This is a genomic window from Candidatus Brevundimonas phytovorans (assembly GCA_029203145.1).
GTDB classification, from domain to species: domain Bacteria; phylum Pseudomonadota; class Alphaproteobacteria; order Caulobacterales; family Caulobacteraceae; genus Brevundimonas; species Brevundimonas phytovorans.
The window spans coordinates 937,393-950,566 of sequence record CP119309.1; the positions used below are offsets into that span (position 1 = coordinate 937,393).

General features: G+C 66.4%; 15 protein-coding genes. 10 read left to right on the top strand and 5 right to left on the bottom strand.

Annotated features, from left to right (window positions below; translation table 11 throughout):
- Positions 1-6: 6 nt before the first annotated feature.
- Both P0Y52_04550 and P0Y52_04555 read right to left on the bottom strand, forming a co-directional pair.
- Positions 7-702 (bottom strand): TorF family putative porin, encoded by a 696-nt coding sequence (locus P0Y52_04550; GenBank protein WEK58807.1) that lies wholly within the window; start codon positions 700-702, stop codon positions 7-9.
- 31 nt (positions 703-733) lie between these two features.
- On the bottom strand, positions 734-1,660 hold the full coding sequence (locus tag P0Y52_04555; protein WEK58808.1) for a nitronate monooxygenase family protein: 927 nt from the start codon (positions 1,658-1,660) through the stop codon (positions 734-736).
- Between the two features lie 410 nt (positions 1,661-2,070).
- Here P0Y52_04555 and queF point away from each other — a divergent pair, with 410 nt between their 5' ends.
- Positions 2,071-2,532, top strand: coding sequence for a preQ(1) synthase (queF, locus tag P0Y52_04560; protein WEK58809.1), 462 nt, complete (start codon positions 2,071-2,073; stop codon positions 2,530-2,532).
- Positions 2,533-2,557: 25 nt separating this feature from the next.
- Here the strand turns inward: queF and P0Y52_04565 are convergent, their stop codons facing one another.
- Complete coding sequence (locus P0Y52_04565) at positions 2,558-3,583, bottom strand: DUF4238 domain-containing protein (GenBank protein WEK58810.1); 1,026 nt, start codon at positions 3,581-3,583, stop codon at positions 2,558-2,560.
- A 218-nt stretch (positions 3,584-3,801) separates the two neighbouring features.
- Between P0Y52_04565 and P0Y52_04570 the strand changes: the two genes are divergently transcribed.
- Entirely contained in the window at positions 3,802-4,686 is an 885-nt protein-coding gene (locus P0Y52_04570; GenBank protein ID WEK58811.1) for a DUF817 domain-containing protein, read from the top strand.
- Positions 4,687-4,872: 186 nt separating this feature from the next.
- Here P0Y52_04570 and P0Y52_04575 read toward each other — a convergent pair whose 3' ends face one another.
- Positions 4,873-5,469, bottom strand: coding sequence for a nitroreductase (locus tag P0Y52_04575; GenBank protein WEK58812.1), 597 nt, complete (start codon positions 5,467-5,469; stop codon positions 4,873-4,875).
- A gap of 45 nt (positions 5,470-5,514) precedes the next feature.
- On the opposite strand from P0Y52_04575, the gene P0Y52_04580 reads away from it, so the two are divergent.
- The 3 genes from P0Y52_04580 to P0Y52_04590 all read left to right on the top strand — a co-directional run bounded on the left by P0Y52_04580 (position 5,515) and on the right by P0Y52_04590 (position 7,298).
- On the top strand, positions 5,515-6,144 hold the full coding sequence (locus P0Y52_04580; GenBank protein WEK58813.1) for an NUDIX hydrolase: 630 nt from the start codon (positions 5,515-5,517) through the stop codon (positions 6,142-6,144).
- Positions 6,145-6,171: 27 nt separating this feature from the next.
- Positions 6,172-6,993: a serine O-acetyltransferase gene (gene cysE, locus P0Y52_04585; protein WEK58814.1), complete on the top strand. Its 822-nt coding sequence runs from the start codon at positions 6,172-6,174 to the stop codon at positions 6,991-6,993.
- A 95-nt stretch (positions 6,994-7,088) separates the two neighbouring features.
- Positions 7,089-7,298, top strand: a complete 210-nt coding sequence (locus tag P0Y52_04590; protein ID WEK58815.1) for a DUF3126 family protein — start codon at positions 7,089-7,091, stop codon at positions 7,296-7,298.
- A gap of 99 nt (positions 7,299-7,397) precedes the next feature.
- On the opposite strand, the gene P0Y52_04595 is transcribed toward P0Y52_04590, so the two are convergent.
- Complete coding sequence (locus P0Y52_04595) at positions 7,398-7,997, bottom strand: hypothetical protein (protein WEK58816.1); 600 nt, start codon at positions 7,995-7,997, stop codon at positions 7,398-7,400.
- 79 nt (positions 7,998-8,076) lie between these two features.
- Between P0Y52_04595 and P0Y52_04600 the strand changes: the two genes are divergently transcribed.
- The 5 genes from P0Y52_04600 (at position 8,077) to P0Y52_04620 (ending at position 13,120) form a co-directional block, all read left to right on the top strand.
- The gene (locus P0Y52_04600) at positions 8,077-8,943 is read left to right on the top strand and encodes a 50S ribosomal protein L11 methyltransferase (protein WEK58817.1); all 867 of its coding nucleotides are present in this window, start codon (positions 8,077-8,079) and stop codon (positions 8,941-8,943) included.
- 200 nt (positions 8,944-9,143) lie between these two features.
- The gene (locus P0Y52_04605) at positions 9,144-10,967 is read left to right on the top strand and encodes an aminopeptidase P family protein (protein WEK58818.1); all 1,824 of its coding nucleotides are present in this window, start codon (positions 9,144-9,146) and stop codon (positions 10,965-10,967) included.
- 4 nt (positions 10,968-10,971) lie between these two features.
- On the top strand, positions 10,972-11,352 hold the full coding sequence (locus P0Y52_04610) for a CidA/LrgA family protein (GenBank protein ID WEK58819.1): 381 nt from the start codon (positions 10,972-10,974) through the stop codon (positions 11,350-11,352).
- Positions 11,349-12,041: an LrgB family protein gene (locus P0Y52_04615; protein WEK58820.1), complete on the top strand. Its 693-nt coding sequence runs from the start codon at positions 11,349-11,351 to the stop codon at positions 12,039-12,041. Before P0Y52_04610 ends, P0Y52_04615 begins: the two co-directional genes overlap by 4 nt.
- 92 nt (positions 12,042-12,133) lie before the next feature.
- A complete protein-coding gene (locus P0Y52_04620; protein ID WEK58821.1) occupies positions 12,134-13,120 on the top strand; it encodes an aldo/keto reductase in 987 nt (328 codons plus the stop codon).
- The last annotated feature ends 54 nt before the right edge of the window (positions 13,121-13,174 follow it).

Below are 13,174 nucleotides of genomic sequence, written 5' to 3' on the forward strand. Positions count from 1 at the left end.
AGAAAGTCAGAAGGCGAAATTGACCCCGGCCACCAGGGCGCTCTTGTATTGCTCGCCCGGAACGTCGGCGTCGGTGTCGTACCAGCGCAGGTCCAACTCGACCTTGGGCGTCAGGGCATAGGAGCCGCCGACGTTCCAGCCGGTGTAGTCGACGCTGTTGTCCTGATCGCGATAGCCGACCTCGGCGGAGACGTTCAGCTTGTCCGTGAAGTCCCAGCCGCCGCGCAGCGCCGTCCAGGTCCAGGCCTTGGTCGAGCCGGTGCCGTCAGGCGAGTGCTGCAGCCGCAGGCGGGCGCTGGCCGGACCGATCGAGCGCTTCATGTCGGCGGTGAACTCCCAGGCGTCGTCATCATAGCCGGGGTCGGCGTCAAAGCGGTATTTGTGGGCGACGCTCAGGTCGAAGTCGAAGCCGGCGAACTCGGGGCGGACGCCCAGGGCCAGCTCGTTTTCGAGATTGGAGCCGCCGCTGTCGATGGTTTCCAGCCCGCCCTTTCCGTAGAAGAGGCCGCTGGCGCTTTCCCATTCCGCCTCGCCATAGACGAAGGGATCGCCGTCGGACTTGGACGCGTCCTTGGAGCGGTTGTCGGTCGCGGCGCCGGCGGAGAAGGACCACTTGCCCGCATCCTGGGCATGAGCCCCGGAGGCCAGCAGAACCAGCGGGGCGGCGGCGAGCAGGGCGGCGTTCGTCAGGGTGCGGAGCATGGAGGGCCTCGTGAAAGCGACGAGGCCGCTCCTAGAGGCGCTTCTTGTCGAATTTGTCACAGGCTTGCGAAAATTCATCCGTCAACCGCGCCACAAGCTGAGCCGTAGTAGGGCTGTCGTGGATCGAACCCGAGCCTTGGCCGGCGGACCAGATGGTCTTCCACGCCTTGGCTTCCTCGCCCATGTCCAGCTTGTGTTCGGGCAGGGCGGCGGGGTCGATCTTGTTCTCAACCAGGGAGGGGGTCAGGAAGTTGGCGGGGATGCCCGAGACGGCGGGCGTATAGGTGATGTCGGCCGAGCCGGAGGCGACGATCAGGTCCTTGTAATGGGGCTGGGCTTCGCTTTCGGCCGTGGCGATGAAGCGGGTGCCCATATAGGCGAAGTCGGCGCCCATCATCAGGGCCGCGGCCACGTCCTGACCCGTGGACAGGCAGCCCGCCAGGATGATGGTCCCGTCATAGAAGCTGCGCACCTCGTTGATCAGGGCGAAGGGATTGACCACGCCCGCGTGACCGCCCGCGCCGTTGGCGACCAGGATCAGGCCGTCGACGCCGGCCTGAGCGGCCTTCTTCGCGTGGCGGACATTGGCGATGTCATGGAAGACAACGCCGCCGTAGCCGTGGACCGCGTCCACCACGTCCCGCACCGCGCCCAGGGAGGTGATGATTAGCGGCACCTTTTCTTCGACCGAGACCATCATGTCGGCCATCAGGCGCGGATTGGTCGGGTGGACGATGTGGTTGACGCCAAAGGCGGCGGCGTCCGGCTTCAGCCGCGACTTGATCTCTTGCACCCAGTCCCGATAGCCCTCGGTCGTGCGCTGGTTCAGCGAGGGGAAGGTGCCGATCACGCCCGCATTGCAGGCCTCGACCACCAGATCCGGGCCAGACACCAGGAACATGGGCGAGGCGATGACCGGCAGCTTGAGACCGGACTGCAGGGAAGCGGGAATGGCCACGGGTCGTTTCCTGGGATGGTTTCTGCGGGTTGTTTTAAGGGACGCTAACCGGGTGTCGCGGGGGAAGGCAATGCGTTCGGCTTCCTTCTCCCCCTGGGGGAGAAGGTGGCTCGCGGAGCGAGACGGATGAGGGGTGCGCCTGGCGCATTTACGTCCATCCGTTTTGCGCGCTGAACGGGCCCCCTCATCCGAGCGCCTCCGGCGCCCACCTTCTCCCCCGAGGGGAGAAGGGTGAGGTTCGCCGCGCCAAAAAACAGAGTCCAATTCGTCTGAATCGTCTGAAATCCCCCTCAGCCCATCCGTTCGAGACCGGCATTCTACCATGGCTGGAAGGGGCGCCAGGTCGATTGTGGAAACACCGTCGCCGGGTCAGGATTTTCTTTGGCGGTGCAAGCGCCTAAATGGCGGGCATGACGCACTATACCGACAGCCTGTCCCAGCTCGGCGCCCAGACCGCCGCCCCGACCAATCCCGAAGAGGCGGTGCTGGAACGCGTGCCCAATCCGCACGCCGACACGCTTTATGTGGCGCGCTTCACCGCGCCCGAGTTCACCAGCCTGTGCCCGGTGACGGGCCAGCCCGACTTCGCCCACATCGTCATCGACTATGTGCCCGGCGACTGGCTGGTCGAGTCGAAGTCGTTGAAGCTGTACCTGACCAGCTTCCGCAACCACGGCGCCTTCCACGAGGACTGCACCGTGGCCATCGGCAAGCGCCTGGCCGACCTGCTGCAACCGAAATGGCTGCGCATCGGCGGCTACTGGTACCCGCGCGGCGGCATCCCCATCGACGTCTTCTGGCAAACCGGCGCACCGATTGAAGGCGTCTGGCTGCCCGATCAGGGGGTGGCGACCTATCGCGGGCGGGGGTGAGGGGCAGGGAGAGGAAGCCGGCGCTTTATGCGCTCTCAAGAGGCTTGCTACCCTTCCATTTCGGCAATGTTGGTCGAGGTCCGAACTGAGTCTGCATCCAGAATAGATCGCCGCCTTCGATCTCGAGCCAGTTTGAGCGAAGAACGGGTGAGCGGTCAGCAAATCGGGTAATTAAGGTTTCGGAGGTGCGGTCGCACGCAAATGACATCCGGTAGGCGTAGCGTGCTGTGCAGCGGTTTATCCGGCGTACAACGCTCTCATCCGTGATCGTGCGAGAGAACGGACCGCGCGAACCTTGATGGCCCTTCAGCGTGGTCTTTCCGCGGAGCATTGTCCAAGAGTCTATCGGGAATTGCAGTTCCGCGCGCTCTGGCTTCCGATCAAGGTTGTAGGGCAGTCTTTGCGAATCTGGCAGTCTGGGATCGTAGAAGCAGACTGGATTGTCGCTAGTGATGAAAGGGGTTGAGGTTCGATTGTGGAGAATCTCGAAACCTAGATTCATGACCACCGCGTTCGTGCTCTGCAAGATGCTTGGCATTGCATGGATGGACTGATGGGGGTCTATGCTGACATCAATCTTTGACCAAATGTCATCCAGCCCATCTGGCATGGGTGGAAGGCGACCTTCACGATCCATCTTCGCCGCTATACCCCTAACTTGAGCTGCCAACGCGCTCTCAATAAGCTCGCGTGTAGCCGGTACGCGAGCGCGTAGGGACGCGACCATGACGTGGAGATGTGACCATGATTCAGGGGTGATGGAATTAGTACGAGCCGCTTCGCGCGCTGCGGGCCAAAATTGTTCGACCTCGCTGCAAAATAGGTCCTCCAGAAGATTGTTGTTTTTGCCGCCGTCAGGTGTCGGTTGGGAGTAATAGTATTTTCTGAATGCGATCTCTGTGGGGACGATGGGTTGGGGCTCTCCCCCTTTGTCGGCAAAATAAACTTGGATCCTTCCCCGATCGTCGGTGAAGCCTTCAAGATAAGTGATCGGAATGAAGTGATGGCGCTTCTTTTCGTTTTTGGGAGAACCTGATGTTGCTTGGCTCATACGTCCATAGACCTTTGGTGCGGCCGCAGATCCAGCCCGCGTAATTTTTCAAATGACTGCATGGTAAAATTCGTAGTGGTTCAGTCTCCGCTGAGTCTCCATTTGAGGCACGAGCGGAACAATGACTGCTTTCCGGAGCAAATGCAGGGCTGCATTCTTGACGCTCAAATCTCTCCAAAATTCTTTCCAGCGTCGATATTGATCCTCAGTCTCCTCCCATGACCTCATCCCCCCGTCTCCCGCTCGAAGCCTGGGGCCGTCGTCTGATGGCTCGCGCGGAGGCGTGGGCGGATCGGGGGCGGTGGCGGGGGTATGCCTATGAGTTTCTGTGGTTCGGGCTGAAGCAGGGGTGGGCCTGTCTGTTCGGCGGGGCCTTGCTGGGGCTGCTGGTGGGGACGCATCTGTTGTGGCCGGTGTTGTGGCCAGAAACAGGGATGGGCGGCGGGGCGCCGGTGGCGCGCTATGATGTTCTGGTGATCGGGGCGCTGGTCATTCAGGGGCTGATGCTGGCCTTCAGGCTGGAGAGCTGGGAGGAGGCGCGGGTCATCTTCCTGTTCCACATCGCCGGGACGATCATGGAGCTGTTCAAGACCTGGCACGGGTCGTGGATCTACCCCGAGGACTCGCTGTTGCGGATCGGGGCGGTGCCGCTGTTCTCGGGCTTCATGTATGCGGCGGTGGGCAGCTATATCGCGCGGGTGCAGCGCATCTTCCATATCCGGGTGCGGGGCTATCCGCCGCTGTGGACGACCTGGGTTCTGGCGGCGGCCATCTATGTCAACTTCTTCGCCCATCACTGGCTGCCGGACGTGCGGATCGCGCTGTTTGCGGCGACGGTGCTGCTGTTCGGGCGGGGCTGGTTCTACTTTACCGCAGATCGGCGGCGGCGGTCGATGCCGCTGCTGCTGGGCTATGGGCTGGTGGCGCTGTTCATCTGGTTCGCCGAGAACCTGGGGACGTTCGCGCGGGCCTGGGTCTATCCGGGGCAGGCGGACGGGTGGGAGATGGTCAGCCTGAACAAGCTGGGGGCGTGGTTCCTGCTGATGATTATTTCGGTGGTGCTGGTGTCGCTGGTGCACCGGCCGGAGGAGGAGGGGCGCTAGGGCGCTTCTGATCCTCCCCCGTGCAACGGGGGAGGGGGACCGCCGAAGGTGGTGGAGGGGGCGGATGCGCGCTCGACCTCAAGCCACTAGTGCGGCGCCGAGAGGTTCGATCGTGCCGCTTGCTCTCGCCCCCTCCACCATGCTGCGCATGGTCCCCCTCCCCCGCAAGCAGGGGAGGATTGAAGGTCAGGGCCTGCGCTCGACCTTGTGGGCCATGTTGGGGCGGGGGCGTTCCAGGGGGGCTTCGGTCAGGGTTCCGAGGTGGATGAAGCCGGCGATGGTCTCGCCGTCCTGGACGCCGAACAGGGCGACGGCGGCGGGGTCGTAGGCGTACCAGTCGGTGATCCAGCTGGCGGAATAGCCGAGGGCGTCGGCGGCGTGTTCGAGGTTCATGCAGACGGCGCCGGCGGACAGCTGCTGCTCCCAGACCGGGACCTTGTGGCCCTGAACGGGGGTCGAGATCACCAGAATGGTCAGGGGCGGATTGGCCAGCTTGGCCAGGACGGCCAGGTCCTTGTCGATGCGGTTCTGGCTTTCGGCGAGGACAGCGAGGGCTTCGGACAGTTCGGTGCGGCTCTGCGGGCCCAGCACCACGAAGCGCCAGGGGAAGAGCTTGCCGTGGTCGGGGGTGCGGGCGCCGAGGTGGAGGATCTGCTCGATCTCGGCCTCGGACGGGCCGGGGGCGGCCAGCAACTGGGCCGAGGCCGAGCGGCGGTTGGCCAGACGGGTCAGCATGGCGTCGGAGCGGACGGGCAGGGGCAGGGCGGCGTTGAGATCGGTCATGCCGCCTAGCTAGGATTTCGCAGCGCCCGGCGCCATAGCGGAGGGATGCACGATATTCCCGACATCAAGCCTCGCTGGGCCGAAGCCCTGCCGGAACCGCCGAAATGGCAGAGCCATGGCGACAGCGTCCTGATCGACACGCCGTGGATGACGGTGACGCGGCATCCGGCGATCGCCCCGACGGGCATGGCTGCCGACTATGTGGCGATGCGGCCCAAGAACGTGGGGACGGGGGTGCTGCCGCTGCATGAGGACGGGATGGTGACGCTGGTGGGCCAACATCGCTTCACCCTGATGCGCTACTCCTGGGAAATGCCCGAGGGCGGGGCGCCGATGGACGAGGACCCGTTCGACGCCGTGCGCCGCGAACTGGCCGAGGAGGCGGGGTTGGCGGCGGAACACTGGCGCGCGGCGCTGGACATGGACCTGTCGAACTCGATCACCGACGAGCGCGCCATGACCTGGGTGGCCTGGGGGCTGAGCGCGGTTCCGGTCGATCCCGATCCGACCGAGGTGATCGTCGTGGCGCGCGTGCCGTTCCGCGACCTGCTGGCCGAGATCGAGCGCGGGGCGGTGCGCGACAGCCTGACGGTGGCGACGGCCTACAAGGCCTACCATATGGCGCGCGAAGGCGAACTGCCCGCCGCGCTGGCGCAGGCCATGCTGGGGGCGTAGGATCGCATGAAGGAAACGGGAGGCCCGATGGCCAAGCTGGAAATCGTGCCGCAAGAGCCGGACCTGTGGGCGCAGTTGCGCGCCGCAGCCGAAGACGCCGCGCGCGAGGAGCCTCGGTTGGCCTCGCAGATGAATGCGGTGGTGCTGGCGCACGACGATCTGGCGGGCGCGCTCAGCTTCCAGATCGCGCGCAAGCTGGGCGACGCGGAACTGGGGGCCATGTCGCTGCGCGAGGTGGCGCTGTCAGCCTTTGCGGCGGACCCCGGCATCCTGGCGGCGGCGGAGGCTGATCTGAAGGCGGTGCAGGACCGCGATCCGGCGATCCGCTCGCTGTTGCAGCCCTTCATGTATTTCAAGGGCTTCCAGGCCTTGCAGGCGTGGCGCGTGGCCCACTGGCTTTGGGGCCAGGATCGCGACACCCTGGCGTTTCACTTTCAGAGCCGGATTTCGGAGCTGTTCCAGGTGGACATCCATCCGGCGGCGCGGATCGGTTCGGGCGTCTTCATCGACCACGGCACCGGCATCGTCATCGGCGAGACGGCGGTGGTCGGCGACGAGGTGTCGATGCTGCATGCCGTGACCCTGGGCGGGACCGGAGCCGAGCGCGGCGACCGCCATCCGAAGATCGGGCGCGGCGTCCTGCTGGGGGCGGGGGCCAAGGTGCTGGGTAATATCGTGGTTGGGGACTACGCCAAGGTGGCGTCCGGGTCGGTGGTGCTGAAGCCGGTGCCTGCGGGCTGCACCGTGGCCGGGGTGCCGGCGAAGGTTGTGGCCTGTCCGACCGACGCGGCGCCCGCGCGGACGATGGACCATACCCTGGCCGACATCGCCTATGATTACGTGATCTGACCCTGCCGCCTGTGGACGCCCGATACGCGGGCTTCCCATGAGGAAGCGGCTTCTCTAGGTTCCGCCGTCAACGAGACACCAGCGAGGCTACCCCCGTGAAAGAATCTGATCTGAAGCGCGTCGAGACGCACCTGAAGCGCACCTTCAACCACGGCGGCATCAAGGTGAAGGCCCGCAAGGTGGCCGATTCCGCCGAGGTCTATGTCGATGACGAGTTCATCGGCGTGGTGTTCGAGGACGAGGACGAGGCCGGCTCGTTCATGTTCGAGATGGCGATCCTGGCCGAAGACCTGCCGCAGGACTGAGGCCGCGCCTCCAGAGGCTTCTCTGGAAAGCAGGCAACGAAAAGGGCCGGAGGGGCGAACCCTCCGGCCTTTTGTCGTTTTCAGGGCCTGAGCGCGGTCCTAGAGGCCGAACAGGCGGGCGAAGAAGCCCTTCTTCTTTTCAGGCTGGGGCGCAGCGGCGACGGGCGTCGGTTGCGGCGCCGCTGCGGGCTTGGGCGCTTCGGGCGCGGGGGTCGGGGCAGGGGCTGCGGCGACGGGCTTCGGAGCCTCGACGGGCGCGGCGGCGGGTTTCGGCGCCGCAGCCTTGGGAGCGGCGGTCTTGGGGGCGGCTGCCTTGGGCGCTGCGACCTTCTTGGGGGCGGCGGGCTTGGCGGCGGCAGACTTGGTCGCGGTCTTGGCCGGCGCCGTCTCAGGCTTGGCGGCCTTCGGAGATGCCGCGGTGCTCTTGACGGCGGCGGCCTTGGCGGCCGGCTTTGCCGCGGTCTTCGGCGCAGCCTTGGCCGCGGGCTTCGCAGCCGTCTTGGGTGCAGCAGCCTTTACAGCAGCCTTTACAGCAGGCTTGGCGGCGGCGGCCTTGGGCGCAGCGGCTTTCGGCGCAGCCTTCGGTTTTGCAGCGGCCTTGGGCGCCGTAGCGCTCGACTTTGCCGCCGGTTTCGGCTTGGAAGCGGCAGGCGCCGCTTTCGGCGCAGCAGTTTTCGATTCAGACGGTGCTTTAGCCATGGATACCCGGACCCCTCAATGGACACGGGCGATCCGCACGCCCGCACTCGTGATTCGTTATCATAACGGTGTTTGAGAAATGTCCGAGTCCGCACTTCAGGTAATCGCACGCGGCGAACGCGAGGCCGCCGAGGCCGCCGCCGCCGCGATCGACGCCAACCCCATGCTGGAAAACGCGACCTACTCGATCCTGGAAGAAGACGAGGACAAGGGCGTCTGGCGCATCGACGCCTTCCCGACCACGGACGAGGAAGCCGAGGGCGTCGCTGAAACCTTGCGCGCGACGCCGGGTCTGGAGGTCGTTGTCGAGAAGCTGGCCGACGCCGACTGGCTGGCCATGTCGTTGTCGGGCCTGCCGCCGGTCGAGGCCGGGCGCTTCTTCGTCTACGGCGCGCATGATCAGGGCAAGATCCCCGAGGGCCGAGTCAATCTGAAGATAGACGCGGGCGCCGCCTTTGGCACCGGCCACCACGGCACGACGGTCGGTTGCCTGGAGGCCTTCGACAACCTGCTGAAGACCGAAAAGTTCGACAAGGTTCTGGACGTCGGCTGCGGCACGGGCGTGCTGGCCATTGCCGCCGCCAAGACCGGCTCGCCCATCGCCGTCGGCACCGACATCGACGAGCCCTCGGCCCGCATCGCCAACGAGAACGCCCAGATCAACGACGCCAAGTGCGAGTTCTATTTCGCCGACGGCCTGAGCGATCCGCGCATCGCCCAGCACGCGCCCTATGACCTGGTCTTCGCCAACATTCTGGCCGCGCCCCTGGTGTTTCTGGCGCCCGAGATCGGCCAGGCGCTGAAGTCGGGCGGTGTGGCCATCCTTTCGGGCCTGCTGCGGACGCAGGAAGAGCGGATTCTGGAAGCCTATCTGCCGCTGGGCTTCGTGGTCGAGCAGACGATCCACCATGATGCATGGACGGCGCTGCAGTTGCGCAAGAAATAGTCGCTCAAGCAGCCGAAGGCGTTAGCGCCTCTAATATCCTTCTCCCCTTGAGGGAGAAGGTGTCGTGCGGAGCATGACGGATGAGGGGGAGGTCGGCTTCACGCACGGTCTGTCCCCTCTGCCCGCTGAAACCGCCCCCTCATCCGAGCGCCTCCGGCGCCCACCTTCTCCCACAAGGGGAGAAGGGATAAGAGAGCCCCATGCGCCAGACATTCGACGAAACCACCGATCCCTCTTTCGGGGCCAAGCACCTGCCTTTGTTGCGCGCCGAGATGGCGAAGCAGGGGCTGGACGGCCTGCTGGTCCCGCACGAGGACGAGCATCAGAACGAATACCTGCCCGAGGCCAGCGAGCGACTGGCCTGGGTCAGCGGCTTCACCGGCTCTGCTGGAGCGGGCGTGGTGCTGAAAGACAAGGCCGCCGTCTTCGTCGACGGCCGCTATACGGTTCAGGCCAAGGCCCAGACGGACCCGGCCCTGTTCGAGCGGGTCGAGCTGAACAGGCTGGCCGCCTGGCTGGAGACCCTGAGCGCCGGTTCGGTCATCGGCTACGACCCGCGCCTGCACAGCCCGGATGCGCTGGCGACGTTGCGCGCGGCGGTCGAGAAGGCCGGGGCGACGCTGAAAGCCGTCGAGCCCAATCCCATCGACCTGGCCTGGGGCGATGCTCGCCCGCCTCAGCCGCAGGCGCCGGTGGTCCCGCACGAAGATCGCTATACCGGCGAGAATGCGACGTCCAAGCGCGCCCGCATCGGTCAGGCCATCGCCGACAAGGGCGCCGAGGTGGCGGTGCTGACCTCGCCGTCGTCGCTGGCCTGGCTGTTCAACATTCGCGGCGGCGACGTGATCCGCACGCCTCTGCCGCTGGGGCAGGCGGTGGTGAAGGCCGACGGCACGGCCAAGGTCTTTCTCGACCCCGCCAAGGTGACGAACGAACTGCCGGGCTGGCTGGGCGACGCTGTGACGCTGGAGGCGCCCGAAGCGCTGCCCGACGCGCTGGACGCCCTGTCGGGGCAGAAGGTGCTGATCGATCCGGCGGTGTCCTCGGCCTGGTATTTCGACCGGCTGGAAACGGCCGGCGCCACCATCGTGCGCGGCATGGACCCCTGCGCCCTGCCGCGCGCGCAGAAGAACGCCGTCGAGATCGAGGGCAGTCGTCAGGCGCATATCCGCGACGGCGCGGCCCTGACCCGCTTCCTGCACTGGGTCGATACGGTCGCCCAGAAGGACCTGCCTGACGAGCGGGCGGTGGTCGAGGCGCTGGAGGGCTTCCGCGAGGCGACGGGCATGCTGAAGGACCTGTCCTTCGACACCATCGCCGGCGTCGGCCCGAACGGCGCCCTGCCGCACTACAAGCCGGTCGGGGCCAAGATCCGTCCGATGGAGAAGGGTTCGCTGCTGCTGGTGGATGGCGGCGGTCAGTATCTGGACGGGACCACGGACGTGACCCGCACCATGGCCATCGGCGAGGGCACGGCGGATCAGCGCCGCATGTTCACCCTGGTCCTGAAGGGCCATATCGCCATGGCGACGATCCGCTTCCCCGCCGGGACCTCGGGGCGCCAGTTGGACGCCGTGGCGCGCCAGCCGCTGTGGAATGCGGGCTTCGACTTCGACCACGGCACGGGCCACGGCGTCGGCTCCTATCTGGGCGTACACGAGGGGCCGCAGCGCATCGCCGGATGGGGCACGGACCAGCCGCTGCTGACCGGCATGATCCTGTCCAATGAGCCGGGCTACTACCGAGAAGGCGAGTGGGGCATCCGCATCGAAACCTTGCAGGTCGTGACGGCGCCGACCCAGGTTGCGGGCGGCGAGCGGCCCATGCACGGTTTCGAGCAACTGACCCTGGCGCCGCTGGATCGTCGTCTGATCGACGTGGCGCGGCTGACCGCCGACGAGCGCGCCTATGTCGACGCCTATCACGCCGAGGTTCTGGCCAAGGTCGGGCCTCTGCTGGCGGACGGCGTGCAGAAGGACGAGGCGGCGCTGGCCTGGCTGAAGGCGCAGACGGCGCCGCTCTGATCCGATGATCGGCGCCATCGCCCTGCTGCTCGTCTGCCAGTTGGCGGGCGAGATCATCCACCGGCTGACGGGCCTGCCCCTGCCGGGGTCGGTGATCGGCATGGTGCTGCTGCTGGCCTGGCTGGCCTTCGTGCCGAGGGAGCGGCTGACGCTGACCCAGGTGACGGGCTGGCTGACGGCGCACCTGTCGATCATGTTCGTGCCGGCGGCTGTGGGCGTGATGGAGGAGGGGGCGATCCTGTCGCGCTATGGCCTCGGCATCGTCGTGGCGGTGGTGGTGTCGACCCTGCTGACGCTGGCGGTCACGGCCCTGGTGTTCCGCGTCGTGGCGAGGCGCGAGCCGGAGCCTGAAGGCGGGCCAGAGACGGGGGAGAGCGCGTCGTGAGCGATCTGATCGCGATGCCCCTGTTTTGGCTGGCGGTGACGCTGGTGGTGTTCGAGGCGGCGGATGTGCTGTCGCGGCGCAGCGGGCGCCATCCGCTGTGCCATCCGGTGCTGCTGGCGACGCCGGTGCTGATCGGGGTCCTGCTGGCGACCAGGACGCCCTATGCGTCCTATGCCGAGGCGACCCAGGTGCTGGGCTTCCTGCTGGGACCGGCGGTGGTGGGGCTGGCCGTGCCGATCTGGGCGCAGCGGGCGACGATCCGGCGGCTGGCCAAGCCCCTGGCCTGCGCCCTGCTGGCCGGGGCGGTGACGGCCATCGTCAGCGCCGTGGGCATCGTCTGGCTGTTCGGCGCGCCGGTTGAGATCATGGCTTCCATCGCCCCGCGCGCCACGACCACGCCGGTCGGCATGGCGGTGGCCTCGCAACTGGGCGGGATACCGGCGCTGGCAGCGGTCATCGTGCTGATGTCGGGGGTGATCGGGGCGATGACGGCGACGCCGCTGCTGAACCTGCTGAAGATCAGGGACTATCGGGCAAGGGGGTTTGCAGTCGGGGTTTCGGCGCACGGCTTCGGCGCGGCGCGGGCCTTTCAGGTGGATCAGACGGCGGGCGCCTTCGCCAGTCTGGGCATGGCGCTGAATGCGGTGGTGACGGCGACGATCCTGTCCGTCGTCGCCAGCCTGATCTGAGCCGCGCATCTTGAAATAAGGCGGCGTGGCGCCCATCTGCCCGTCGCTGGCGGATGCGCCGTCGGCCCCCTCACATCAGAAGGAATGCGCTCATGAAGATGCGCAAGCTGGGCCAAGGCGGCCCTGAAGTCTCGGCCGTTGGTCTGGGCTGTATGGGCATGAGCGCCTTTTACGGCGGCTCGAACGAGGGGCAGTCGATCGACGTGATCCACCGCGCGCTCGACCTGGGCGTGACCCTGTTCGATACAGCGGAAGTCTATGGCCCGCACACCAATGAACTGCTGCTGGGCAAGGCGCTGAAGGGCCGGCGTGACGAAGCCTTCATCGCCACCAAGTTCGGCATCGGCTACAATGCGGACCGCACGGCCCTGGGCGTGGACGGCTCGCCCGCCAATGTCCGCCGCGCCATCGAGGGCAGCCTGAGCCGCCTCGGCGTTGATCATGTGGACCTCTACTACCTGCACCGCGTCGATCCCGACACGCCGATCGAGGAGACGGTGGGCGCGATGGCGGACCTGGTGAGCGAGGGCAAGGTCCGCTTCCTCGGCCTGTCCGAGGCCGCGCCGGCGACCATCCGCAAAGCCCACGCGACGCACCCGATCACGGCCCTGCAGACCGAGTATTCGCTGTGGAGCCGCGAGCCCGAGGACGAGATATTCGCCACGGTGCGCGAACTGGGCATCGGCTTTGTGCCCTACAGCCCGCTGGGGCGGGGATTCCTGTCGGGCGAGATCAAGTCGATCGACGACCTGCCGGCCGATGACTTCCGTCGCTCGAACCCGCGTTTCATGGGCGAGAACTTTCAGAAGAATCTGGATCTGGTCGCGGCGGTCTCGGCCATCGCCGCCGACAAGGGCGTGACGGCGGCGCAACTGGCCTTGGCCTGGGTGCTGGCCCAGGGCGAGGACCTGATCCCCATCCCCGGTACGCGCCGGATCGCCACCCTGGAGCAGAATATCGCCGCGACGGAGATCGTGCTGACGTCGGAAGACCTGACGCGGATTGAGGCGGTCTTTCCCAAGGGGGCGGCCTCGGGCGAACGCTACGCCGCCGCTGGGCGAGCGGCGCTGAACCGCTGATCCATACAATCCTCCCCCATGTAGCTTGCGAAATGGGGGAGGGGAGGATTGAAG

Bases quoted from the DNA above. Each gene is read 5' to 3' on its own strand.
- P0Y52_04605 (WEK58818.1), top strand. From the start codon at position 9,144: ATGCGCCAGACATTCGACGAAACCACCGATCCCTCTTTCGGGGCCAAG.
- queF (WEK58809.1), top strand. From the start codon at position 2,071: ATGACGCACTATACCGACAGCCTGTCCCAGCTCGGCGCCCAGACCGCC.
- P0Y52_04595 (WEK58816.1), bottom strand. From the start codon at position 7,997: ATGGCTAAAGCACCGTCTGAATCGAAAACTGCTGCGCCGAAAGCGGCG.
- P0Y52_04610 (WEK58819.1), top strand. From the start codon at position 10,972: ATGATCGGCGCCATCGCCCTGCTGCTCGTCTGCCAGTTGGCGGGCGAG.
- P0Y52_04570 (WEK58811.1), top strand. From the start codon at position 3,802: ATGACCTCATCCCCCCGTCTCCCGCTCGAAGCCTGGGGCCGTCGTCTG.
- P0Y52_04575 (WEK58812.1), bottom strand. From the start codon at position 5,469: ATGACCGATCTCAACGCCGCCCTGCCCCTGCCCGTCCGCTCCGACGCC.
- P0Y52_04600 (WEK58817.1), top strand. From the start codon at position 8,077: ATGTCCGAGTCCGCACTTCAGGTAATCGCACGCGGCGAACGCGAGGCC.
- P0Y52_04565 (WEK58810.1), bottom strand. From the start codon at position 3,583: ATGAGCCAAGCAACATCAGGTTCTCCCAAAAACGAAAAGAAGCGCCAT.
- cysE (WEK58814.1), top strand. From the start codon at position 6,172: ATGGCCAAGCTGGAAATCGTGCCGCAAGAGCCGGACCTGTGGGCGCAG.
- P0Y52_04580 (WEK58813.1), top strand. From the start codon at position 5,515: ATGCACGATATTCCCGACATCAAGCCTCGCTGGGCCGAAGCCCTGCCG.
- P0Y52_04620 (WEK58821.1), top strand. From the start codon at position 12,134: ATGAAGATGCGCAAGCTGGGCCAAGGCGGCCCTGAAGTCTCGGCCGTT.
- P0Y52_04550 (WEK58807.1), bottom strand. From the start codon at position 702: ATGCTCCGCACCCTGACGAACGCCGCCCTGCTCGCCGCCGCCCCGCTG.